Below are 22,425 nucleotides of genomic sequence, written 5' to 3'. Positions count from 1 at the left end.
CGAAGAGTAATATTTCACGCCCCATTGTCCCACAATCGGCGGGCCCTGTCACCGCAGGGAACGAACCGTGCATGAGAAGAAAACGGAGAGCGTGCAGAAACGCTCGCGTCCGCTGGGCGCCGGGCTATTCTCGGCAAGCGCAAAAGGCGGCCGCTCTTCTGCAGGCCGCATCCGCATGATCGGCATCTGCTTGCAGAGGGCGCGCCGGAACGTTTTCCGTGACCGCGAACAATCGCGGCGCTTCGTTCGTGTTATGGTCGAGGAGGTGAAATCCATGCCCGAACATATCCCCCGCAACCACGACTCGGCGGGCGCCGACGACCTGCGGCCCGACGCGTTCCTCGAAGATGCCATGCACCGCTGGGGCGACACGGTGCTGCGGCTGGCGCTAAGCCAGCTGCGCGACGCCTCCGACGCCGAGGACGTGTTCCAAGACGTATTCGTCCGCCTGCTCAAGGACCGCACGGCATTCAACGACGACGAGCACCTGAAGGCGTGGCTGTTGCGCGTGACCATCAACCGTTGCCGCGACATCGGGCGCTCGGGATGGAAACGCCGCAACGAGCCGCTTGCAGAACGCCATACGGCCCTGGCCATCGAGGCGCCCGACCTGCTGGAATCAGACATCTGGAACGCCATCGGCGCCCTCCCGCCCGACCTGCGCGCCGTGGTGCATCTGCACTACGTGGAGGGCTATTCCACCGACGAGGCGGCGGCCCTCGTGGGATGCCGCCCCTCCACGGCGCGCACGCGCCTTCACCGCGCCCGCAAGCACCTGAAGGCCGCCCTCGAGACCGCGAACCTCGCAGGCCGCCCTGCGCCCTGCCAACCTGCAGGCGTTTCGCCCGCAAAGGACGGCTCCGCTTTTTCGCGCCCCGCCCGCAGCGCGTTCGCGAGCACCCGGCCCCCAGACGATCGGCGCTCACCAGCGCGCCCCGCAACCACCGATTCCCCGTCTTCCGGAAAGGAGGCCGACTATGAGCCACGACCCCTTCAACGATTATGCTGCGAAGATGCAGGAGGTGAGAACCTCCGACCGCCTGCGTGACGAAGTGCTGAAGAAGGCGGCGGCCGAACGACGGACCGCAGACGCAACCGGGAAGATGCCCGCAGGCAGCGGCGCAGCTTGCAACGAGGCACGGCCGTGCGCGGGCCCGGGCGCATCTTCGCACAGCGGATCCGCCCGCAAGCCCAGCGCTCGTCCGCGCGCCAAACGGCCCGCGATCCGCAGGCTCGCCCTGGCCGCCTGCCTGGCCGCACTCGCGGCGGTCGTGGGCATCTCGCTCGCGTGGCCGCAGGGAAGCGGTTCCCTGCCTGCAGGGATATCCCCCACCGCGTTCGCCGTGAAGGCCTACGGCGCGGTTGACGACACCCTGTTCCCCACCGGCTCGAACGGCACCATCGTCTTCAACTGCGAGACGGAGACGCAGCGCATGATCCCGCCCGAAGGCGACGAGTACGCCAACGAGGGCTTCTACACCGGCTGCGTGTTCAGCGTGGAGGGCGACAACATCGCCCGCGTCCAGGCGAACGTGTCGCGCGGCGAGCTGTACCGGGTGACGAGCAAGGTATGGTCGCGCGAGAGCGACCCGGAGTTTGTAAAGGAAGTCAGCAGTTGGAAACCCTATAAGATCGGGCAGGGAGAGCTGCTGGGAAAGTACGACTACGTGGCCGGCGTTCTGTATTACGGCACCATCGAACCCGGCGACGAAAACGTGGGGAAGGACCGCAATGACCCCAGCAGAACGGGCAAGTCCAACCTTTACCAGCGGCTCGGGTCCACGGTCGACACCTCCGCCATGGACGCGCCCGAAGCGAGCGCAAGCGAGTACCGGTTCGGGCTGTGGACGAACGAGCCGTTCGATGCCGTTGAGAACGATCGCGGGGAACTTGACGGGCTGGCCAGCATGAACGCCGCCCTCGACACGCTCGACGGCGCACAGCTCACCATCACCGTCACGTTCACGGACGGCCGCACGGCCACGCAGGTGGTGGACCTGCACGCCGCCGACTTCAAGGCCAACATCGTCGAGACCGCCGACGGAGTGAACCACGTGCTGGAGCTGGTGCCACAGATCACCACCGAGGCGAAGAAGACCACAGACGAGTTCTGGGAGGCCTACAACCAGGGCATCGCCTCCATCCACACGCTGTACGGCACGGTCGCGAGCGAGACGGACGAGCCGTTCCCCTGCGGCGAGGCGTCGTACCCCTTCCTCACCGAACCGCTCACGCAGCCGCGGGAGCTCGAACCGCCACCCGAGACCTCGCCCGATGGCAATGCATCCAACAGCAAGTCCAACGTGCCGCCGGGCCCGACCATCGAGAAGGGCAACGTCGCCGACCTCGCGTCCATGCAGCCGTACCACGAGGCGGACACCACGACCACGTTCGAGCGCGTCGAACGCCTGAACGGGTTGCCCGAGGGCGTGGCGGTGGAGGACCTCATCCTGTACTACGAAGGCAGCGGCGGCCAACGCGACGAGGAGACCGGCAGCATCGACGTGCGCGGCGAGTTTTCCATCGCGGCCGACGGAACGCTGTCGCCCGGCTTCTCGTACGTGCAGCTCACAAAGACGGTGACGAACAACTCCAGCGAGCAGGCCGACGTGTTCCTGACCCAAGGGTTCTTCGTCACGCTCCAGCCGGACGGCGACAATCGGTACACTTCCGGGAGAGACATGCTCTCCGAGGCGATCTGGCGCAGCGGCCACGATGGACCCGCCTGGGAATCGCACTACTACTTCCAGATGATGGAACCTGGCGAGACGCGCGAGGTATCGGTGCTGTATGTGATCAGCGATGAGATGCTGGCCAACCCCGGATTCTCATTCGTGTACTACGGCCACGAAGACATGCCCGGCGTGCTGGCCTTCCGCATCGGAACACTCGGATAGGCGCCGGTCGTTCTCAATGGGGAGGGGCCTCGCCCCTCCCCATTGAGAACGTTCAGCACCGAGCGCCTTGCCCGCGGCTCACACGCAAAGCGTGAACACCGCGGCGGCCACGACGGTGTAGCGCAGGCAGAAGCCTCCCACCAGCACGCCGGCGTCGGCGAGGTAGCCCAGCACTGCACGGGGGGCCTTCAGCCGCGACTGCACCAGCTCGATCACGAACGGCGCCAGCAGGCCCAGCACCACCACCCCGCCCACGAACGCCAGCGCTTGTTCTCCGCTGACGAGCGAGGCAACCGAGGCCGCGCCATCGGCAGAACCCGTCGCCACCGACACGAGCATGCAGAACAGGACGAACGCCTCCACCAGCGGCAGCACGACGCCGAAACGGCCGAGTTCGCGCATACGGGCAACCTGGCCGGCGTTCACGATGCGCCCTACGATGAGCACCGCGGCCAAGCCCGCCGAAGCGCCCGACACCACGAACAGCACCGGTAGCGCCGCGTTGCTCCACAGCGGGTACGGCGTGGCGGCGCCCAGCAGAAAGCCGGTATAGGCCGCCAGGCACAGCGCCAGCACGCATCCCACCGCCGCCAGAGCACGCGGCTGGGCTTTCTTCATCGCATCGAACACGATCGAGACGACCAGCACCACCATATACAGGCAGATGATGTACACGCCGATGGTCATGACCGATGCCGGGTTGCCGAACAGCAGGAAGAAGCGCCCCGGATCGGACAGGCCCGCCTCTGCGTCCACCATGAGGAATACGAGGCCGACGCACAAGGCCGCGAGCGCGACGATACGCCCGAGGAAGCAGATCCTGCGCGCTTGAGGATATTTACGCCCAATATAGGCCGTTGCCGCGAACGCACCCGCCGACAAACCGGCAAGGAACAGATACCAGGCAATCAAGGGACCCCAGATCATTCCAATCACCTCACATAGTAGATCGTGGCTTGAGGGTCGCCCGTAAGGGTGCGGGCGTTCAGGCTGACGACAGCCTGCGCGATGTCGCTCTCGGGGTCGTCGAGATCGCCCACCATGCGGCAGCCGGTGAGACAGGCCGACACGCAGCTGCAGTTGGGCGTGCCTTGCGTGGAGAGTTCCGCTGCGCACAGGCGGCACTTGTCAACCGTGCCCGTGGTCTCGTTGATCACGCGCGCCTGGTAGGGGCACACGGCCATGCAGTACTTGCAGCCAATGCATTTTTCTTGGTCAACTCGTACGATGCCCTCATCGGTAACGTACGTTGCGCTCGTGGGGCACGCCTTCGCGCAGGGCGCGTCGTCGCAGTGCATGCACTGGACGGGCACAACCTCCGTCTTCACGTGCGGGTACGTGCCGCTTTCGGAATCGAGAAAATGGATGAAAGCCTCCGTGGGAACGAGGCCGTTCTGCCGCTGGCACGACACGCGGCAGGTGTAGCATCCGATGCAGTCCAGGGTGTTGATGAGCATTCCGTAGCGAGTCATTTACGCACCTACCTTCCTGACCTTCACCAGAGCCTCCTGGCTCATGGTGGCGCCGTAATACGGGTCCCGTTGGAACGGCACGAAGCTCATGAAGCTCAAGCCCACGCCGTAGGCGTTGGTGAGGTCGGGCGAGTTGCAGCCGTAGCCGCTCGGCATCCAGATGCAGGTGGGATTCAGGCGCTCCGTGACCTTCACGCGCACCTTGCCGCTGTTCAGATCGTTGTACACCTCCACCTCGTCGCCGTCGGCTATGCCCAGCTCGGCCGCCTTCGCAGCGTTCATCCAGATGCGCGTGAGATCGTAGTCGTGGGTGATCTGGATGAGCTCGGGAATGTCGGTCGTCCAAGACTGGGAATGGATGGGTTGCTTGCCGCCGATGAGCCGGAACTCGTCGCCGGACGGCATGACCAAGGGCTCGATCCAATTGACGTCGGGCGTCAGCCCCACCTTTGCCATGTCCTCATTGGCGAACTGGAACTTACCGGATGCGGTCCCCCACTTAATGGGGGCGTCGAAGTCCACGCCCTTCTCGGGATACGAGATAGAGCCCTTCTCGCGCATCTCGGCCAAGGTCAGGCCGAGCGTGTTCAGCTGCGCCTCCGCCAGCTCGTCGAGTGTGAAGTCGAAGTACTGGCCCACGCCGCACGCCTGGGCCAGCTCCTTGGCAATCTGGTGGACGGGGCGCGTGTTGGGATGGATCACGTCGATGACCTGGCTGCGCAGCGTGAGGCACGGCACGGTGTACGAGAAGCTCCACGGAAGGTCGTCGCGCTCGAGGAAGCTCGTGTCGGGCAGGACATACTTGCAGCAGCGCGCCGTGTCGGTCATCTGCACGTCGATATCCACGCTCAACTCGGCGCCGGTCAGTATCTCCTCGAGGATCTTGGGGTTCGAGTAGCCGCCCACCATGTTGGACTGGCAGAACATGATGCCGCGCACGTTGCCGTCCCGCACCTGCTCCATCAGGAAGTTCGCCGACACCATGCTGTAGAGGGACACCGGGTACTCCTTGGTTCCCAGCTTCTTCTCCTTCACCGCCGGCGGATTGGCGAAACGCGGGTCGTCCAGCTTGCCGAACGCGGGAGCGGAGGGGAACAGGAGGGCGCCGCCCGGCTTGTTCCAGCATCCCAAAAGACCGTTGAACGCCGCGATGGCACGGGCGGTCTCGCCGGAGTTGACGTACGAGCAGCCCGTCACCGCACGCCACCCGGAGTCGATGGACGCGGCGGGGGCGTTCTCGGCGAGCAGCTTGGCCAAACGCTCGATGTCAGCGGCGGCGATGCCCGTGATCTTCTCCGCCCACTCGGGCGTGTACTGCTTGAGGCTTTCAGCCCAGGTGTCGAACCCGACGGTCTCCGAAGCGATGAACGCCTTGTCCTCCAGGCCGTCGCGCACCACCACATGCGCCATGGCCAAGATGAATGCCAAGTCGGTGCCGGGATTGATGGGCACCCACTCGTCGCAGAACCCCATGGACGAGTTGTAGCGCGGATCCACCATCACCAGGTAGGCGCCGTTGTCGCGTGCCGCCTTGACCTCGTCCACGAACACGGGCCGGATGCCGTCGGCGAAGCTGCGGCCGATGAACATGACCGCCTTGGCATTGCCGTAGTCGGCGCCGAAGTCGCCCGTGCCGATGGTCTGTAGCAAACCCGAGTTGCGTGCGAGGTTGCACGCCACGCCGTGGCGGTACATGTTCGCGCACCCGAGCGCCGTGAACAGCCGCTGCACGTAGAAGTCCATGGACACCGAGCCCGTTTCCACAAGCGCGAGCGCCTGGGGGCCCGACGTGGCGATGATCTCCTTGATCTTGTCGCCTATCTCCTGGTAGGCCTGGTCCCAGCTGATGGCTTCGAAGCTGCCGTCGTCCCTACGCTTCAGCGGGTCGGTCAGGCGGTTGGCGGAATACGCCAGCTGCGACCAACCGTAGCCGCGGGCGCACGGCTTGCCCACGCCGAAGGCATGCTCCTTGTCGCCCACGATCTTGTCCAAGCGGCCGTTCCTCACGTAGGCGGAATAAGCGCATTTCGAATAGCACCCTCCGCACGCGCTGTGTCCGGCGAACTGGGGCTCGGCTTCCGCTTCGGCCGCATGGGCCTTCTCCCACGCACCGTAGCTCAGATAGCCCGAAGCGCCCAGCGCCGCCGCGGCCCCCGCCGCACCGGCAAGAAAGCCGCGCCTTGAAAGCTTAGCGTCCAACATAGCCACGCTCCTCCCTTTTCTCCCTTTCCCGCTTTCCTTGCTTACCGATCCTTGCACCACGCATCGATGACGCACTGGAGCACCTCTATGGCAGCAACGTAAAACGATGCGTTGGCGTTAAGGGATTTCAACCGGGCGGCGTAGTCGGCCAGCCACCCGAAGCGCTGCGCCGCGAAATCGCGCGCATAGTCGGAATTCGCAGCGCACAGGAATGCGGCCATGTCCAACTCGATGGAGAGATGGTCGGGATACGCCGCGAAGGCGGCAGGTATCTCAAGGCCGAGCGACGCAGCCAGGTCGCGCATATACCAAGCCGGCTCCCGACAGTATTCCCCGCACGCCTGCCCGGCTAACGACGGAACGTACAGCGATTCCACTGGAAGCGCCGATGCGGGCAGGCCGCCGGTGAAGTGGCGCGCCGCGAAGCGCGTCTTCTCCTCGTAGGTCGGGGGGACGGCAAGATGGCCGAGAGCGGCATCCCGTTGCGCGGAAGGGTCGGTCTCGCTTCCCAGGAACGTCAGGAACTCCGTCCACGTCTGGGCGTTCGTCGCAGCTTCCCACTCCTCGCGGCCTATCGGCGCGAAGCACCACGACAGCACGGTAAAGGCTTCTGCTCGCATCATGGCTCCCCCGAACAAGATGACGATGGCCCGCCTGGCGCACCTTCTTCCCCTCGGTGCTACCTGGCTCTGTATCGAGCATAGTATCACATAATCATATTGTCTTACAACTGTAAGATTCTAAGATGATTGCGAAGGTCATTTAAGTGCTGTAGTAAAAGCAAAGGACGGATGCGCGCGAACATCCGTCCTTTCGACAACGAACCTTGCGGCCGTAGCGGGCTCCTCGCTACTTAGCCAAACGCGCCAGCTTCTCGATGACCGCCGTGCTTTCGGCGAACGATGAGGGCACGATCACCAGGCCGCCGTGATCCTTCACTCCCTCGTACAGCAGGTTGGCCATACGCAGCTGAAGCGCCACCTCGCTCTCCTCGTAGGTTTCGGCGGCCTCCACGAACATGCACGCCGCCTCCTTCTCCGCCTCGGCCAGGATGATGCGCGCGTCGCGTTCGCGCTCGGCCTGCGCCGCCTTCGACATGGCGCCCTGCAGGTCGTCGGGCAGCACGATGTCGCGGATCTCCACGGAGATGATGCTGATGCCCCAATCGGCCACCTTCCGATCGAGCCGTTCCTGGACCTCGTGGTCGATCTGGAGGCGCTTTACCGGCATGTCGGTCAGGCTGATGCGTCCGATGGCGTCGCGCAAAGCCGTTTGCGCCGACCACGACACGGCGCTGGGATAGTCGGCAACCTGCGTGTACGCCTGCTTGGCATCCCACACCATCCAGAACACCACCGCGTCCACGTCTACCGGGGCGAGGTCGGACGTGAGCGCCCGCTCGTTCAGAAACGAGGTTGCGTTGATACGCTGGTCGACATGGAGGGCGATCTGCTCGACGATGGGAATGGTGAAGTACAGGCCGGGCTCCGCGATGCGGGAGAAATTGCCGAACCGCAAGATAACCGCCCTCTCCCATACGAAGGCGATATGCACGGCATTCGCCGCAAATGCACCGAGCACCAACGCGAAGGGGATGGCCCAGGGACCGAAGGCGAGCATGCCTGCGCCGCCGAGCAGCAGCGCCACCACGGCGAAAACAGCCAGGTTGAATACGAGGGCACCCCGGCGCTTGAGCCATGTGGGCTTCTTGCGGGCGGGAGTCTTCTCCTCTTCGAGCTCGTCTTTCCGCTGGATGACGGGTTCGAGATTCTCGGAAGCGGTCATTACCCCACCTCCTGCATGCTCTCCTGCACTTCCTCGACGGCCTTCGCGCTTATCCTGCCCTCGGACCTTAGGCGCCCGACGAGGCGCATAGCCAGCTCCTCGCCGGTCATGCCCTTCGCCGTGGCCTTTTCTATAAGTTCCTGAATGAGAAAATCCACGTCGCTTTCGATGGCGAAGAAGCCCTCGCGCGCTTTGTCGGTCACGTAGCTTCCCTTGCCTCGCGTGGTGAGCACGTAGCCGTCGCGCTCGAGGTCCTGATAGGCCTTGTTGACCGTGTTGTAGTTGATGTTCAGCTCGACAGCCAGGTCGCGGACCGTGGGGAGCTTGTCGCCCTCCTGGTAGCGGCCGCTCAAGATAAGGTAGAGCAACCTGCTTTTGGTTTGGGCCCATACCGGAACCGGGCTTTTGGGGTCGATGCGAAACTCGTCCATGTGCGCTGCCCTTCTCTGTCGCCGCGTGCGCTTGCGGCGCTTGCTGCAATCATACTATATTATGATACTAAGATGGATACACAGAACCGAGCACACGGTTCTTTTTAGTGCGGCTTTTCCTTTCTCTGAAACATTCACTCCCCCTTGATCGTATGCTTCTTCAAGGAGGTGAAACCATGCCGAACCATGAACGAGCGGAAGACGGGGCGTTGCGAGAGCCCGCGGCGCTGCGGCAAAGCGGGGCGAACCCGCATCCCGAGGCGTTACTCGGGCAGGCCATGGCCGATTGGGGCGATGCGGTATACCGGCTGGCGCTCGGCCAGACCAGATCGCGCGCCGACGCGGAGGACGTGTACCAAGACGTGTTCCTGCGGCTGCTGGACAGCGGCACGGCTTTCGAGAGCCCCGAGCATCTGAAGGCATGGCTGCTGCGCGTGACCGTGAACCGGTGCCGCGACCTGGCACGGTCGGGCTGGAAGCGCCGCACAGTCGCACTCGACCCCGAATGGGACGCGCCCGACTCCCCCGCGCGCGACGACGAGGACGCCGCCGTCTGGGACGCCGTGGGCCAGCTGCCCGAGCAGCAGCGCACGGCCGTGCACCTGCACTACGTGGAGGGCTACTCGACCGAGGAGATAGCGAGCGCACTGGATTGCCGGCCCGCGACGGCGCGTACCTGGCTGTTCCGCGCCCGGGCGCGCATCAGGGAGCTGATGGAGGCCGACGTTGCCGAAGGCGCGCCCGCAACGCTCCCGAGCAGCGGAAACGCGTCCGCGACCAGCGGCACGCCGACCCTGCCGCGGCCGCCCAACGCCGCAGCCCTGACCGCCGAATAGCCCCCCCCCCCGATTGACCACCTCCATCCTCCCCTTGAAAGGAGGCACCCTATGAGTACTGACCCCTTGGACCGCTACCAGTCCATGATGCACGACACCCATGTGCCTGCCCATCTGTCCGACCAGGTGCTCGAACAGGCCCGCGTCCGGCTGGCTGCCGATAAGGTCGAATCAGCCGCAGCGGCAAGCTGCAGCGCCCGTGAAACCGGCGCAACCCGTTCGCCGCTGCCGAGCATTCCCGCCCCGGCACGCGAGGCAACCGCAAGTCCCGTGTTCTCCGTGAAGCGCAGCCGCATGAAGGGCTTCGCCCTAGCCGCCTGCACCGTGCTGGCCCTGGGCTTGGGCGGCACGGCCATCGCGCTGGGACTGCCCGGCTTGGTTGGGAACGGAGAAGCAGAAATGGCAGCAACACCCTCCTTTGCAGATTTGTTCGGCCTCAAAGTAGCTGAAGCGGCTGAAATCGGGCAAAGCGTGGAGCTGTCTGCCGACGAATCGGGAATTACTTTTGCGGGCACCGGCGGATACAACATGCGCTTCAGCATGAACCTCACCTGCAACGGAGAAGGTATCAAGCACCTCGCCTACACCATCAATGGCGGTGATGTGAGCTTCATGAGCCTCGACATGTCTCAAGACGCATTACACCCCGACATGGAATCACCCGAACGGTTCGAGGTAGACTACGACAACCAAAACCCCGAGGGGCTTCATCGCGAGATACTCGTCAATATGGCCGATCCAGCTATGATGGAGCTTTCGCAACAGATGGCAGAGCTGAGTGAGCAACGCAGCGCAACCGAGGACCCCGACAAACGCGCTGCCATCGAAGCACAATGGCGCGAGTTAAACGCCCGGGATATCGAGCTCAACAACGCCTACTACAAAGAAGTCATGGATAACCCCGAGAACAACAATGCCTGGATTACGTCCAAGGTGACCGCGGCTGCTCAAAAACTCGCAAACGCAACGCTGTCCATCACCGCCACGTTCACCGACGGAACCACGACAACCAAGAACTACCGCATCGCTCCCGTTGATGGTTTCGAAGAAAAGTTTCTTGCCTATCAAACCATAATGATGATGCCTGACCACGACGAAGCCGACCCGGCCCTCACCACGCCGCTTTTCACCATTACCGAAGTTGCATAGCAAATTTGCGGAATGCAGCCGCGCGTCCTATGATGTCGGGAGCCCGATCGGTATTCGGGCCCCCGTTCTCTTGTCCAAGGAGCCGACCCATGAGAATAGCCGGATTGCAGAAGCTAACGTTGCTGGACTTCCCCGAGCACACGGCGGCCACCGTGTTCCTTCCGGGCTGCAACTTCCGCTGCTCCTTCTGCCACAACGCCGCGCTCGTGCTGGACCCGAGCGATGCAACCGGCGATACACCGGTCGAGGAGTTCTTCGCGTTCCTGGACAAGCGGCACGGCCTGCTCGACGGCGTGTGCATCACCGGCGGCGAGCCGCTGCTCCAGCCTGATTTGGCCGACTTCTGCGCGCGCATCAAGCGTGCGGGCTTCGCGGTGAAGCTGGACACGAACGGCAGCTTTCCCGACCGACTGCGCGAGCTCGTCGAAAGCGGGCTCGTGGACTTCGTGGCCATGGACGTCAAGAATGCGCCCGGTCGCTACGCGGAAACCATCGGCGTGCCCGGCTTCGACGTGGCTCCCGTCGCCACATCGATCGACTACCTGCACTCCGACGCCGTGCCCTACGAGTTCCGCACCACCGTCGTGCGCGAGCTTCACGAGCCCGCCGATCTCATCGCGCTCTCCTGCTGGATCGCCGGCGCCCGCGCCTGGCACCTGCAGAGTTTCGCCGATGCCGACACCGTACTTGCCGGCCCCGGCGCTTTGCATGCCTGGGATCCCGCCGACCTCGAGGCCCTCCTTCCCGAACTGCGCAAAGCCATCCCCAACACCCAGCTGCGCGGCATTTGACGTCTCCGTACCGTATAATCGAGCCTTTTCCCCATTCTCGGAACATCGAACCCCCATGCTTCATGTTACTAGGCGAAGGGGGTGGTGAGGAAATGAGCGTAGACCGAAGAACCGCCGAGCTTGTCGAGCACGCTATGGACGCTTGGGGCGCCTTGGTGTATCGGCTTGCCCTGAGCCAAACGCGCTCTCCACATGATGCGGACGATGTGGCACAGGACGTGTTCATGCGCCTTATAGGCGTCTCTGTGGCATTTCGCGATGACGAGCATTTGAAAGCCTGGCTGATCCGCTGCACCGTCAACCGCTGCAGAGAGCTGCGCCGATCAGCCTGGAAGCGACGCGTCAGCGCTACCGATATCGCGGCACCCGAACTCGCGAACCTCGAGGCGCCCGTGCAAGAGCTGGTGAAAAGCGACGTATGGGAAGCTGTCAGCCGCCTTCCCAAGCAGCTGCGGCTCATCGTGCACCTACGCTATTACGAAGGTTACTCGGTTGACGAGATCGCCAGCCTAGCACGTTGCAAGCCCGCAACCGTTCGCACCCGCCTCTTTCGGGCCCGCAAGAGGCTCAAACTCGATCTGGAACAGGAGGTCGAACATGAAACGGACGAACTTGGACGATTACCGCTCGCTGATGGACAACGTTGAGCTCCCCAAGCACGTAAAAGATTGCGTGACGCACGCCGTCGCACAAGCATCGGAAGCACCTCAGGACAAGGCAGCCTCCTGCGATTTCCCGGACTTCCCGGCACGGCCCGAAGCAAGGCATCGCCGACCTTGGGCGCGAGTCGCCCTTGCCGGTGCCTGCGCAACCGTCATTGCAGCAGCTCTCCTATTCGCCGGCAGTGCAATCCCCTTGCCTGGCCAGACACCCACCGGAAACACGGTAAACGCCTCGCTTCCGAAAACCGGCAACTTCTTCACGTTGGCCGCTTACGCCGCCGAGCAGGGAGAGGGAGCGTCAGGACAGTCGGCCACGCTGGAGTTCAAAAACTTCGGCTCCTTAGGTGGCTGGGGGTGCGGAACCTACGACGTTGAAACCGGCTTGTCGCACGAAGAAGGAGACTCGCCCTCCTCGGTCGGCCGCGACGGCACCTACTACGCCCAGGTACGTTACGCCTTGGATCTCACCTGCACCGGAAACAACATCCAAACCGTCACTTATGCAATAGACGGTGAGAGAGTGCACTTCACCAGCGAAAACCGCACCTATGGGCCGTTCGGAGACGAGAATGTCAACTTCGAGCAACAGGACAGCTTCACCATAGCCTACGACGACCAAGCTTCCGACAAGGCGAAAATGCAGCGCAACCTGGTTGCCTATTTCCCCGTGAACGAGCGGGCCTGCGAGATCCAGGAGATCCTCGATGAGGATGCTGCAAGGCAGCAAGCCATCTACGAGCAGCTGGCCCACGACGGTGAAAGCCTGCGCATCCCGCGCAGTGAGCACCCCGAGCTGCTCTCAGACGAAGCGCACAAAGAACTCATGGACGAACTGGGGCGGATAATCCTGCGCAGCTACGGCGACATGTTGTCCCAGTCACCCTTCACGCTGACCGTAACGTTCGACGATGGCTCTACCGAGACCAAGGCATACCGCATTGCCCCGGTCGAAGACTTCGACCAGCGCCTCGCCGCCTTCCAGGCCGAGATGACCGTCAACCCGACGGCAAATCGGCCCACGCTTTACACTATCACCGAGATCGTCGGGGGATGAGCGAAATGAGGTGGACCGACGAGCCCGAGTCCCCCGTTTCGAAAACGACGTGCCGGGGGACTCGATCGGCCCGCCTCTTGCAGCATGCTCTCGATTCGAGGATAGCTTGCCTCTTCATCCTTAAGCTAAGCCATCGGGTTCTTACTGAAAGCAACTGAACGGCCAGCGCGTGGAGCAATTATTTGCCTTTCTTCGGAACAATCGGGACGCCTCTCCCGTATTGTCTGCAGAGAGGTGAATGCATGCACATTCCGTTTAAGCGCAAAACGGGCCGTACCGATGCGGCCGACAACCCTTGCCCGCTTCGTTCGGACGCGTTCCTGAAACGCGCCATGGATGCGTTGGGCGACACGGTGTATCGAGTGGCGCTCGCGCAGACGGGTTCGCCGAGCGACGCCGACGACGTGTACCAAGACGTGTTCATGCGCCTGCTGGAGCACACGGCCGCCTTCGAGAGCGACGAACACCTGAAGGCGTGGCTGCTGCGCGTCACCATCAACCGCTGCCACGATATCGCGCGGCTGAGCTGGAACCGCCGCACCGGCGGGTTGGAGCAGGAGCACATCGACATTCCCGCGCCCGATGCCTTCCGGGCGGATATCTGGGAAGTTGTCGGCGCGTTGCCGCCCGACCTGCGCACCACCGTGCACCTGCACTACGCAGAAGGCTATTCGACCGAGGAGATCGCCCGCATTGCAGGCTGCAAGCCGAGCACCGTCCGCACCCGCCTCCACCGGGCGCGCGAGCGCCTCCGGACAACGTTGCTGGACGAGCAGCTTGAGCAAGCTGGCAGCATCGAGTCGAGAAAGGAGCCGGACCATGGCCGAACAGCATAACCGTCCTCAACCTCCCACCCTCGACGACTACCAAGCCATGATGAGCGATTTGCGTGCTCCCAAGCAGTTGAGAGAGGCCGTCCTCAAGGAAGCCCACGCGCGTCGTGGCGGTGCGAGCACCGCAGCAACGGGAAAGGGCCCCAGCCGCCCGTCTGTGTTTTTCAGGCATCATCGGGCCAGGATCCTCGTCATAGCCGCCTGCGCTGCCTTGCTGCTCGGTGCGGGCACGACCGCGCTCGCCCTCAACTCGCCGGGCGGGTTCGGCATCGTCAACGACCTCATGGCAGAGCCCCCGTCGCCGGACGAGAACGCTGCAAAAGAACCTGTAGCGAAAGAGAACTCATTGGAGCTCGATACGAGTCAATTCAAAGGCGGCGGAGGCTACAGCGGGCCGTGGTACAACCCCGCCGACGACTCGTTCTGGAGCTACGAATGGGCCGGGTACAAGTATCATTTCAACATACGCTGCACCGGAAACAACATCGAGACCATAACCTACGAGATCGAGGGAGAACGCAGCTATTTCGAGATCATCGACACAACCGTCACGCAGGAGCAGCGAGCGGAGGGCGTCCATGTATACCATTATCCTAAGACCGCCACGTTCGACTTCAGCCACCAAGAATCGATCGACAACACGCGCATCGTTGAAATATATGTTGGGTTCCCCCTTTCGGAATCGGGCCTCGAGGCGTATCGCCACCTGATGGCCGAGGGTCACTCATACGAGGCTGCCGCACAACTGGATGCCGCCGTCGAAGAAGGGGCCGCACGCGAGCTGACAGGCTCGGTACTCAGCGCGACGGCCACGTTCGCCGACGGCTCGACCCAAACCAAGTCGTATCTCATAGAAGCCCCCGACCTGGGCAACCCGACCAGCTTTACCTTCACCGAAATAACCGGCAACTAGACAGCCGAAGCGAAGGCGCCGGGCGCAGGAGCAGGCCGTTCATACCGTCTCCCGCACCCTACTCGAGGAACAACGCGCTTGTGGGCTCGAGGGCACGCGCTAGCTCCTCCTCGGTGGTGAGGCACAGCGTGTAGCGCGCCGCGAACAGGCCTTTGTCATCGGCGAGGGCCGAGTAGCGTGCCACGGTTGCGTCCTTCGTCGCGCAGAGGATGATGCCGATAGTGGGGTTGTCGTCCGGTTGCGTGCAGCGGTCGTCGTACAGGCGCACGTAGAAGTCCATCTGACCGACGTCCTGCGGCGTGATCTTGCCCGTCTTGAGGTCTATGAGGACGTAGCATTTCAGGATGCAGTGGTAGAACACGAGGTCGACGTAGTAGCTCTCCGTCTCCGCGGCGATGCGCTGCTGGCGCGCGACAAATGCGAAGCCCCTGCCGAGCTCTAGGAGGAACTCCTGCAGCCGGTTCATGAGCGCCTGCTCCAAATCGTCCTCGCGGTAGTCGGTGCGGCCGCCCATGTCGAGGAAATCGAGCACGTAGGGGTCCTTGAGCAGGCCATCAGCCTTGGTGGGCGGCTCGAGCACTTTGACCTCCTGCCGGACGGACTCGCGCCTCTCCTCGCGCGTCGCCAAGAGGCGTTCGTAATAGAAGGAGTGGATCTCGCGATCGAGCTGGCGCACCGTCCAGCGCTGATCGACCGCTTCGCGCATGTAGAACGGGCGCTTCTTCTCGTCCTCCACGCGCATGAGCAGGCGGTAGTGAGACCAGCTCAATTGTGAACACAGTGTGTTCACAATTGGAAACGCCAAGTAAAACTGCCGCATGTAGTGAAGGTTCCGCTTGGTGTACGCCCGTCCGAACTCCTTCGTCAGCCGTTCGGACAGGTACTCCATGTGATGCTTGCCGTACTCGGCACGGTCGCCCTGCGCCTCCACGATCTGGCGGCCGATCTCCCAGTACGCCTCCACCATGGCATCGTTCACGGCGACCGCGGCCTTCTTCCGCGCCGCCTCGAGCGCGCCGCGCACCGAGTCGTACACTGCCGCGTCTTTCCTCGCCATCGGATCGTCCATGCCTCGCTCCTCTCGTCCCCTTCCGGCGCGCGCCGCGCATGCGCGCGCAAGCGCGGCGGCGCGAAGGGCATTCCGTTGGCTTCGAGGATCTTGCAAGCGTGGTACGGGCGGCGCGGAACCCACCGCCATCTATGGGCATCCCGACGACGAGCGGATTCGGAATGCGCTTGCACTGGCTCGTTTCTGAAGCTATTCTACCACATAAAAAGAACGTTTGTACGTTAATTTTGTTCATTTAGAATTCGGCCCTCGCTGAGTGCCGAATTCGGTACACAACATGCGAAGAACCCTCTCCTCGAGTTTGAGAATTGTGCGCGCGCTGTACGCACAATTCGGAACTCAGCGTGTTCCGAGTTCGCTACACACAGTGTAGCGAACATCGCCCTCCATCAAAAAGGGCCGGATCGCATCGACCCGGCCCTCAACCTGCTTGCTTGCTCGGCGCCTTACGCCACCACTTGGGCGCGCATCGCGTTGACCTTCTGGAACACCGCCGCCGCGCCAGCCGTCACCTCCACGGTACCGTCCGCACCCACCTCGAGCAGCGTCGGCGCCTGCATGATGCGATAGCGCTGCGCCAGCTCCACGTTCTCCTCGGCCAACAGCTCCTCGTAGGCGATGCCGGCGGCATCCATCTCGGCCGCCGCGAACTTGCAGTTCGGGCACGTGCGCGTTGCCACCAGGTACAAACCAGCAGGCAGCGCACTGTGCTCGGGCGCGGTCGCCGGCTCTTCGATGCCCGAAACCGTCACGTGCGAGCCTGCCTGGCCGGCGGTCTCGGCTGCCGCCGTCACGGCCACGGCGCCTTCGCGCGTCAGATGCGAATGCCCCAGGTCGTACTCCACGCGGTCGGCAAACTCCTGAGACTTGCCGTCGTTCCAGTTCTTCACCGGGCGGTAGTAGCCGGTGATGCGCGAGTACACCTCGGTCTCCTCGTGGCAGCACGGGCACTCGTACACCTCGCCGGCGATGTAGCCGTGGTTCTTGCACACGGAGTACGTGGGCGACATGGTGTAATACGGCAGCTTGTAGTTCTCGGCGATCTTGCGCACGAGCGTGGCGGCCGCCTTCCAATCGGGCAGCTTCTCGCCCAAGAACGCGTGGAACACGGTGCCGGACGTGTAGAGCGTCTGCAGCTCGTCCTGCACGTCGAGCGCGCTGAAGATGTCGTCGGTGAAGCCCACCGGCAGATGCGACGAGTTCGTGTAGTACGGCTTGCCGTTCTCGTTGGCCGTGACGATATTCGGGAACTGCTCCTTGTCGTGCTTGGCGAAGCGGTACGTGGTGCTCTCGGCCGGCGTGGCCTCGAGGTTGTACAGGTCGCCGTACTCCTCCTGGTAGTCGGCCAGGCGGGCGCGCATGTGGTTGAGCACGTCCTTCGTGAACGCCTGCGCCGCCTCCTGCGTCATGTCGGCGCGCAGCCAGCTGGCGTTCAGGCACGCCTCGTTCATGCCCACGAGGCCGATGGTGCTGAAGTGGTTCTCGAACGTGCCCAGGTAGCGCTTCGTGTACGGGTAGAGGCCCGCGTCGAGCAGCTTCGTGATGACCTCGCGCTTCGTGTGCAGCGAGCGCGCGGACACGTCCATGAGATGGTCGAGGCGTCGGTAGAAGTCGGCCTCGTCCACCGCCTGGTAGGCGATGCGCGGCATGTTGATGGTCACGACGCCGATGGAGCCCGTGGACTCGCCGCTGCCGAAGAACCCGCCCGACTTCTTGCGCAGCTCGCGCAGGTCGAGGCGCAGGCGGCAGCACATGGAGCGCACGTCGGAGGGCTCCATGTCGGAGTTGATGTAGTTGGAGAAGTAGGGGGTGCCGTACTTGCTGGTCATCTCGAACAGCAGGCGGTTGTTCTCCGTATCGCTCCAGTCGAAGTCGCGCGTGATGGAATAGGTGGGGATGGGGTACTGAAAGCCGCGGCCGTTCGCATCGCCCTCGATCATGATCTCGATGAACGCCTTGTTCACCATGTCCATCTCGGCCTGGCAGTCGCCGTAGGTGAAGCCCTGCTCGCGCCCGCCCACGATGGCTGGCTGGTCGCGCAGGTCGGCCGGGCACACCCAGTCGAGCGTGATGTTGCTGAACGGCGCCTGCGTGCCCCAGCGCGACGGCGTGTTCACGCCGAACACGAACGACTCGACGCACTGCTTCGTCTCCTCGTAGGACAGGCCGTCCGCCTTCACGAACGGCGCGAGGTAGGTGTCGAAGCTGCTGAACGCCTGCGCGCCGGCCCACTCGTTCTGCATGATGCCGAGGAAGTTCACCATCTGGTTGCACAGGCTGGACAGGTGGCTCGCCGGCTTCGATGTGATCTTGCCAGGCACGCCGCCGAGGCCCTCCTGGATGAGCTGCTTGAGCGACCAGCCCGCGCAGTAGCCCGTGAGCATGGACAGGTCGTGCAGGTGGATGTCGGCGTCGCGGTGCGCCTTCGCCACCTCGTCGTCGTAGATCTCGGAGAGCCAGTAGTTCGCCGTGATGGCGCCGGAGTTCGACAGGATGAGGCCGCCCACGGAGTACGTGACCGTGGAGTTCTCCTTCACGCGCCAGTCCTCCACTTTGACGTACTGGTCCACGAGGTCCTTGTAGTCGAGCAGCGTGGCGTTGGCGTTGCGCACCTTCTCGCGCTGCTTGCGGTACAGGATGTAGGACTTCGCCACATCGGCGTAGCCGGCTGTGGAGAGCACCTCCTCCACGCTGTCCTGCACGTCCTCCACGCTGACAATACCGTCCTTGATCTTCGGTTCGAAATGGGCGGTCACGTTGAGGGCCAGAAGGTCGATGGTCGACGGATGGTACTGCTTGCCCAAGGCGTCGAACGCCTTGGCGATGGCGCTTGAAATCTTGGCGATGTCGAATTCCGCGATCTTGCCGTCGCGCTTCTGAACCTCGTACATGGTCGCTCCTTTTTCGCTTGCTTCCGCGTTGCTTCTACGATTGGTCGACCGCGTGCAGCATGGCGCCGGCAGGCGCAGATGGGGTTTGCGATCGGTCGGGAATCGGTAGCTCACACCCTACCAGCGTCGCGCCTCCTCGTCAACTTCTGTCACCCATATGTTGAAGTTCTAAAGAGTCGAACCAACTAGATATGGTATGTTTTGCCATCTGGGGTTTTATACGAGCATCCCGGTAAGCTCTATGAAAGACGACCTGCGGCAACAGAACAAACCTCCCTCCGCACCCCGTGAGCAAGGTGCGGAAAAGGCCACCTGCGGCTATCTGTTTCTCGTGGAATTCGGCGGGCGGAAGCCGGCGGAATGGCGCGGAAGCAGGCGCATCTCAACCGGCGAATGCGCGGCGCACATCGTCCTGCAGACGTTCTTCTTCGCGGACGTCGTCGACGCGCTCGTGCTGTTCTTCCGCGGTCGCGCGCTCGAACGGCGTCCCGGCGCCTTCGCCATCCCCCACAACGTCCCCGCCGTCCCCGCTCCGTGCCAGCGAAAGGACCCGCCATGACCCATCACCCCCTGAGCCGAGCTGCGAGGCGTGGAATGACGCGGACGCCGAAGAAGCGGCTCTACTTGCGCGCCTCCACGAGACACGCCGAGCCTTCGACGCGCCGCCACGCCACGGAGGAGAACCACCGCCCGAGGATGCGCTCGTACTCGCCCTTCGAGTAGATGTGCACGTCGCCCTCGGACGAGAAGCGCAGCGATGCGTTCATGACGGCCCGCACCGGCGCGGGCAGGGTGCAGTCGCCCACCACGAGCAGGCCCCCGGGGCGCATCACCCGCCAGATCTCGAACACCGCCTTCCCGGGATCCGGGTAGTGGTGGAATGAGTCGTTGCAGTACGCTGCGTCGAACGACTCCTCGTGGAACGGCAGCCGCTCGCTGTCGGCTTCCGCGATGCGCGCGCGATCGCCGAAAGCGGCCAAGCTCGCGCGAGCATGCGCCACCATGCCGGGCGCGAGGTCGACACCGGTCACCCGGCGCTTCGGCCCCTGCTCCAGCACGAGCCGCGCGAGCGCGCCCGTGCCGCACCCCACGTCGAGCAGCCCGCCCTCCCGCACGCCTTCGAGCGCCGCGAGCACATGCGGGTAGAGCCGGCGCGCATGGGCTCCCTTTTCGGTGCGGTCGTAGTCTGCCGCCTGCGCGTCGAAGGCCTTCCGCGACTTCTCTTTGAGCTGGTCCATGGCGCCCCATCCTTTCATTGAACAAAATTCAATCCCAATGTCGAAAGAAGCCCGGCTCTGCACCGGGCTTGATCGGGTTGCGTCGCACGGGCGACGGCCCCGATGTTCACCTGAAACATTCGTACGGTTTTCAGGCTTCCGGGCGCTCCGTCTGCGAGTCGATCAGCACGTGCGCGTACTCCCGCAGGCGGGCGACCGTCTGCGCGTCCGCGTCCCCGTGCGCGGAGAGGATGCCGATGTGGCCGTGCAGAAGGAAGCTCGCCAACGTCTCGGGGTCGCGCACGATGAGGCCCTCGCTGCGGCGCGCCTGCTCGAGAGCCGCCGCCATGTGCGGTTGCACGTGCTCGCACAGCCGCAGGGACAGCTGGCGATGGAAGCCCTCGTTGCCCTGCCGGTGGAAGAAATCGCTGTGGCGTTGGAGCCGCTCGTCGCCGATGTCGTCGTAGAGCGCGTCCACCTTCTCGCGGAATCCCAGGTCGGTGGAGCGCAAGAGGTTCACGAGCCCTTCGGTGCACTCCTCCACGTACCGCTCCATGGCCTCGTCGAGCAGCTTCCGCTTCGAGTCGAAGTAGTGGTACACGAGCCCCGGCGCGGTGCCCATGCGCCGGGCGATGTCCCGCATGGACGCGCCCTCGAACCCCTTCTCCGCGAACAGGTCCATGGCCGTGTCCAGAATCTCGCGCCTGCGATCGTCCGGTGCCTTCACGATACGCGCCATACGCGCCCCTCCTTCCGCTCGCCTCCCCGCCATCGTACCGCTTTATTGAACAAGCGTCAATGAATATCGTTCAATCATCCAGCCTGTTGCAGATTCCGCGTGGCCTTTCGCGAGGCCAAGGTTGCGAGGCGTTGACGAACCGGCCTCGTCGCGCGATACTTTGCGGCTACCGAAGAGAACAGGAGCGCATCATGGCCAACTGCCTCGTCGCGCAATCCGGCGGGCCCACCGCCGTCATCAACTCCAGCCTTGCCGGAGTCGTGCGCGCCAACCAGCTGAATCCCCTGTACGACCGCGTGTTCGGCGGCCTCTACGGCATCGAGGGCACGCTGGACGGGAAGCTCTACGACCTCACCGGCCTCACGGGCCGCGACATCGAGCTCTTGCAGCAGACGCCGTCGTCGGCGCTCGGCACGTGCCGCTACAAGCTCAAGCGCGGCAACGACGCCGACTACCATCGCCTCGTGGAGGTGATGGACGCCCACGACATAAGCACGATGTTCTACATCGGCGGCAACGACTCCATGGACACCGTGGACGCGCTGGCCGAGTGGGCGCGCGGTAACGCGCCGGGCAAGCGCTTCATCGGCATCCCCAAGACCGTGGACAACGACCTCGTGCCCGTGGACCACTGCCCCGGCTTTCCGAGCGCGGCGAAGGTGGCCTGCGAGATCACCCACGCCACGCGGCTGGACTACGACGCGTACACGCGCCCCGAGGTGTTCGTGCTCGAGGTGATGGGCCGCGACGCGGGCTGGCTCGCCGCGAGCTGCTGCGTCACCGGCGACGTGGATTTGCTCGTGCTGCCGGAGGTGGACTTCGACCGCGAGGCGTTCCTGGCAGAGGTGCGCCGAAAGTTCGACGAGACGGGCAAGTGCTACATCGTCACGTCCGAGGGCGCTCACTACGCGGACGGTGCGTACCTCTCCGCCGGCAACGCGGCCGACGACGGGTTCGCGCACGCCGTGCTGGGCGGTGCCGCAGCCACCATCAAGCAGATGATCGTGGACGCGGGCATCGTGCCGCGCGGCATCGTGCAGGACCTCTCGCGCGCGGCGCGCTCCAGCAACTTCGCGCAGAGCATCGTCGACCGCACCGAGGCATGGGAGCTGGGGCTGAGCGCCCACATGCGCAGCGCCGACCCTGCGTTCACCGGCCAGGTGGTGGGCGTGCGCCGCGACGAGGCGGCGGCTGCGGAGGGGCTCTACAACGCGAAGTTCTTCGCCGCGCCGGCGTCCGAGTTCGCCAACTTCGTGCGGCGCTTCCCCGCCGAGTGGATCCTGCCGGACTACCAGGGCATCGCGCCGGAGGCGCTGGACTACTTCCGCCCGCTCATCAAGGGCGAGCCGCGCGTGGTGATGGACGGCGGCATCCCCGCCACCATCGTGCCGTTCAACCGGCGCTAGGCGGCGGTTGGCGCAACGAAGGAGCCGGGGTCTCGGAGATCGGACGCTCAACTTTCACGTGAAGCGGAGGGGCCTGCG

General features: G+C 64.0%; 21 protein-coding genes. 11 read left to right on the top strand and 10 right to left on the bottom strand.

The annotated features are described in order from the left end of the window. Positions 1 to 274: 274 nt before the first annotated feature. Together LB310_RS06120 and LB310_RS06115 are read left to right on the top strand one after the other, a co-directional pair. Complete coding sequence (locus LB310_RS06120) at positions 275 to 1,048, top strand: RNA polymerase sigma factor (protein WP_278805175.1); 774 nt, start codon at positions 275 to 277, stop codon at positions 1,046 to 1,048. Next, a complete protein-coding gene (locus LB310_RS06115; protein WP_278805173.1) occupies positions 978 to 2,897 on the top strand; it encodes a hypothetical protein in 1,920 nt (639 codons plus the stop codon). The genes LB310_RS06120 and LB310_RS06115 overlap by 71 nt, the downstream gene beginning before the upstream one ends. 78 nt (positions 2,898 to 2,975) lie before the next feature. Here the strand turns inward: LB310_RS06115 and nrfD are convergent, their stop codons facing one another. The 6 genes from nrfD to LB310_RS06085 form a co-directional block, all read right to left on the bottom strand. Then, a complete protein-coding gene (gene nrfD, locus LB310_RS06110) occupies positions 2,976 to 3,824 on the bottom strand; it encodes an NrfD/PsrC family molybdoenzyme membrane anchor subunit (RefSeq protein ID WP_278805171.1) in 849 nt (282 codons plus the stop codon). A gap of 5 nt (positions 3,825 to 3,829) precedes the next feature. Continuing rightward, complete coding sequence (locus LB310_RS06105) at positions 3,830 to 4,369, bottom strand: 4Fe-4S dicluster domain-containing protein (protein WP_278805169.1); 540 nt, start codon at positions 4,367 to 4,369, stop codon at positions 3,830 to 3,832. Beyond that, the gene (locus tag LB310_RS06100; RefSeq protein WP_278805167.1) at positions 4,370 to 6,571 is read right to left on the bottom strand and encodes a molybdopterin-dependent oxidoreductase; all 2,202 of its coding nucleotides are present in this window, start codon (positions 6,569 to 6,571) and stop codon (positions 4,370 to 4,372) included. It lies immediately after the preceding gene. A 41-nt stretch (positions 6,572 to 6,612) separates the two neighbouring features. After that, complete coding sequence (locus tag LB310_RS06095) at positions 6,613 to 7,194, bottom strand: molecular chaperone TorD family protein (RefSeq protein WP_301154743.1); 582 nt, start codon at positions 7,192 to 7,194, stop codon at positions 6,613 to 6,615. A 226-nt stretch (positions 7,195 to 7,420) separates the two neighbouring features. Further along, entirely contained in the window at positions 7,421 to 8,356 is a 936-nt protein-coding gene (locus tag LB310_RS06090; protein WP_278805164.1) for a slipin family protein, read from the bottom strand. Next, entirely contained in the window at positions 8,356 to 8,787 is a 432-nt protein-coding gene (locus LB310_RS06085; protein ID WP_278805163.1) for a GntR family transcriptional regulator, read from the bottom strand. The genes LB310_RS06090 and LB310_RS06085 overlap by 1 nt, the downstream gene beginning before the upstream one ends. 176 nt (positions 8,788 to 8,963) lie before the next feature. On the opposite strand from LB310_RS06085, the gene LB310_RS06080 reads away from it, so the two are divergent. The 7 genes from LB310_RS06080 to LB310_RS06050 all read left to right on the top strand — a co-directional run bounded on the left by LB310_RS06080 (position 8,964) and on the right by LB310_RS06050 (position 15,025). After that, positions 8,964 to 9,623: an RNA polymerase sigma factor gene (locus LB310_RS06080; protein WP_278805161.1), complete on the top strand. Its 660-nt coding sequence runs from the start codon at positions 8,964 to 8,966 to the stop codon at positions 9,621 to 9,623. 51 nt (positions 9,624 to 9,674) lie between these two features. Further along, complete coding sequence (locus LB310_RS06075; protein WP_278805159.1) at positions 9,675 to 10,772, top strand: hypothetical protein; 1,098 nt, start codon at positions 9,675 to 9,677, stop codon at positions 10,770 to 10,772. Between the two features lie 89 nt (positions 10,773 to 10,861). Next, positions 10,862 to 11,563 carry an anaerobic ribonucleoside-triphosphate reductase activating protein gene (locus LB310_RS06070; protein ID WP_278805157.1) on the top strand — a complete coding sequence of 234 codons (702 nt, stop codon included), beginning with the start codon at positions 10,862 to 10,864 and terminating at the stop codon, positions 11,561 to 11,563. A gap of 92 nt (positions 11,564 to 11,655) precedes the next feature. Next, positions 11,656 to 12,210, top strand: a complete 555-nt coding sequence (locus tag LB310_RS06065; RefSeq protein WP_278805155.1) for an RNA polymerase sigma factor — start codon at positions 11,656 to 11,658, stop codon at positions 12,208 to 12,210. Further along, on the top strand, positions 12,161 to 13,279 hold the full coding sequence (locus tag LB310_RS06060) for a hypothetical protein (RefSeq protein ID WP_278805153.1): 1,119 nt from the start codon (positions 12,161 to 12,163) through the stop codon (positions 13,277 to 13,279). Before LB310_RS06065 ends, LB310_RS06060 begins: the two co-directional genes overlap by 50 nt. A 242-nt stretch (positions 13,280 to 13,521) precedes the next feature. Continuing rightward, positions 13,522 to 14,115: an RNA polymerase sigma factor gene (locus tag LB310_RS06055; RefSeq protein WP_301154742.1), complete on the top strand. Its 594-nt coding sequence runs from the start codon at positions 13,522 to 13,524 to the stop codon at positions 14,113 to 14,115. Continuing rightward, positions 14,099 to 15,025 carry a hypothetical protein gene (locus LB310_RS06050; RefSeq protein ID WP_278805150.1) on the top strand — a complete coding sequence of 309 codons (927 nt, stop codon included), beginning with the start codon at positions 14,099 to 14,101 and terminating at the stop codon, positions 15,023 to 15,025. Before LB310_RS06055 ends, LB310_RS06050 begins: the two co-directional genes overlap by 17 nt. Positions 15,026 to 15,083: 58 nt before the next feature. Here LB310_RS06050 and LB310_RS06045 read toward each other — a convergent pair whose 3' ends face one another. Then, positions 15,084 to 16,094: a YhcG family protein gene (locus tag LB310_RS06045; RefSeq protein ID WP_278805147.1), complete on the bottom strand. Its 1,011-nt coding sequence runs from the start codon at positions 16,092 to 16,094 to the stop codon at positions 15,084 to 15,086. A gap of 446 nt (positions 16,095 to 16,540) precedes the next feature. Beyond that, positions 16,541 to 18,985 carry a ribonucleoside triphosphate reductase gene (locus LB310_RS06040; protein ID WP_278805145.1) on the bottom strand — a complete coding sequence of 815 codons (2,445 nt, stop codon included), beginning with the start codon at positions 18,983 to 18,985 and terminating at the stop codon, positions 16,541 to 16,543. Between the two features lie 241 nt (positions 18,986 to 19,226). On the opposite strand from LB310_RS06040, the gene LB310_RS06035 reads away from it, so the two are divergent. Continuing rightward, positions 19,227 to 19,544, top strand: coding sequence for a hypothetical protein (locus LB310_RS06035; RefSeq protein WP_143412689.1), 318 nt, complete (start codon positions 19,227 to 19,229; stop codon positions 19,542 to 19,544). A 61-nt stretch (positions 19,545 to 19,605) separates the two neighbouring features. Here LB310_RS06035 and LB310_RS06030 read toward each other — a convergent pair whose 3' ends face one another. Further along, positions 19,606 to 20,223 carry a class I SAM-dependent methyltransferase gene (locus LB310_RS06030; protein WP_278805143.1) on the bottom strand — a complete coding sequence of 206 codons (618 nt, stop codon included), beginning with the start codon at positions 20,221 to 20,223 and terminating at the stop codon, positions 19,606 to 19,608. Between the two features lie 130 nt (positions 20,224 to 20,353). Beyond that, entirely contained in the window at positions 20,354 to 20,941 is a 588-nt protein-coding gene (locus LB310_RS06025) for a TetR/AcrR family transcriptional regulator (RefSeq protein WP_278805141.1), read from the bottom strand. A 191-nt stretch (positions 20,942 to 21,132) separates the two neighbouring features. On the opposite strand from LB310_RS06025, the gene LB310_RS06020 reads away from it, so the two are divergent. Further along, the gene (locus LB310_RS06020) at positions 21,133 to 22,347 is read left to right on the top strand and encodes a diphosphate--fructose-6-phosphate 1-phosphotransferase (RefSeq protein ID WP_278805139.1); all 1,215 of its coding nucleotides are present in this window, start codon (positions 21,133 to 21,135) and stop codon (positions 22,345 to 22,347) included. The last annotated feature ends 78 nt before the right edge of the window (positions 22,348 to 22,425 follow it).

The sequence above is a fragment of the Gordonibacter sp. RACS_AR49 genome (assembly GCF_030418435.1).
GTDB classification, from domain to species: Bacteria; Actinomycetota; Coriobacteriia; order Coriobacteriales; family Eggerthellaceae; genus Gordonibacter; species Gordonibacter urolithinfaciens.
The sequence above is the reverse complement of the archived record's forward strand: the minus strand, read 5'-3'. Positions and strand labels throughout refer to the sequence as shown.

Coding starts and splice junctions, on each gene's coding strand:
- LB310_RS06100 (WP_278805167.1), bottom strand. CDS start 6,571: ATGTTGGACGCTAAGCTTTCAAGGCGCGGCTTTCTTGCCGGTGCGGCG.
- nrfD (WP_278805171.1), bottom strand. CDS start 3,824: ATGATCTGGGGTCCCTTGATTGCCTGGTATCTGTTCCTTGCCGGTTTG.
- LB310_RS06085 (WP_278805163.1), bottom strand. CDS start 8,787: ATGGACGAGTTTCGCATCGACCCCAAAAGCCCGGTTCCGGTATGGGCC.
- LB310_RS06040 (WP_278805145.1), bottom strand. CDS start 18,985: ATGTACGAGGTTCAGAAGCGCGACGGCAAGATCGCGGAATTCGACATC.
- LB310_RS06115 (WP_278805173.1), top strand. CDS start 978: ATGAGCCACGACCCCTTCAACGATTATGCTGCGAAGATGCAGGAGGTG.
- LB310_RS06045 (WP_278805147.1), bottom strand. CDS start 16,094: ATGGACGATCCGATGGCGAGGAAAGACGCGGCAGTGTACGACTCGGTG.
- LB310_RS06025 (WP_278805141.1), bottom strand. CDS start 20,941: ATGGCGCGTATCGTGAAGGCACCGGACGATCGCAGGCGCGAGATTCTG.
- LB310_RS06070 (WP_278805157.1), top strand. CDS start 10,862: ATGAGAATAGCCGGATTGCAGAAGCTAACGTTGCTGGACTTCCCCGAG.
- LB310_RS06095 (WP_301154743.1), bottom strand. CDS start 7,194: ATGATGCGAGCAGAAGCCTTTACCGTGCTGTCGTGGTGCTTCGCGCCG.
- LB310_RS06035 (WP_143412689.1), top strand. CDS start 19,227: ATGAAAGACGACCTGCGGCAACAGAACAAACCTCCCTCCGCACCCCGT.
- LB310_RS06065 (WP_278805155.1), top strand. CDS start 11,656: ATGAGCGTAGACCGAAGAACCGCCGAGCTTGTCGAGCACGCTATGGAC.
- LB310_RS06050 (WP_278805150.1), top strand. CDS start 14,099: ATGGCCGAACAGCATAACCGTCCTCAACCTCCCACCCTCGACGACTAC.
- LB310_RS06055 (WP_301154742.1), top strand. CDS start 13,522: ATGCACATTCCGTTTAAGCGCAAAACGGGCCGTACCGATGCGGCCGAC.
- LB310_RS06030 (WP_278805143.1), bottom strand. CDS start 20,223: ATGGACCAGCTCAAAGAGAAGTCGCGGAAGGCCTTCGACGCGCAGGCG.
- LB310_RS06020 (WP_278805139.1), top strand. CDS start 21,133: ATGGCCAACTGCCTCGTCGCGCAATCCGGCGGGCCCACCGCCGTCATC.
- LB310_RS06060 (WP_278805153.1), top strand. CDS start 12,161: ATGAAACGGACGAACTTGGACGATTACCGCTCGCTGATGGACAACGTT.
- LB310_RS06090 (WP_278805164.1), bottom strand. CDS start 8,356: ATGACCGCTTCCGAGAATCTCGAACCCGTCATCCAGCGGAAAGACGAG.
- LB310_RS06120 (WP_278805175.1), top strand. CDS start 275: ATGCCCGAACATATCCCCCGCAACCACGACTCGGCGGGCGCCGACGAC.
- LB310_RS06075 (WP_278805159.1), top strand. CDS start 9,675: ATGAGTACTGACCCCTTGGACCGCTACCAGTCCATGATGCACGACACC.
- LB310_RS06105 (WP_278805169.1), bottom strand. CDS start 4,369: ATGACTCGCTACGGAATGCTCATCAACACCCTGGACTGCATCGGATGC.
- LB310_RS06080 (WP_278805161.1), top strand. CDS start 8,964: ATGCCGAACCATGAACGAGCGGAAGACGGGGCGTTGCGAGAGCCCGCG.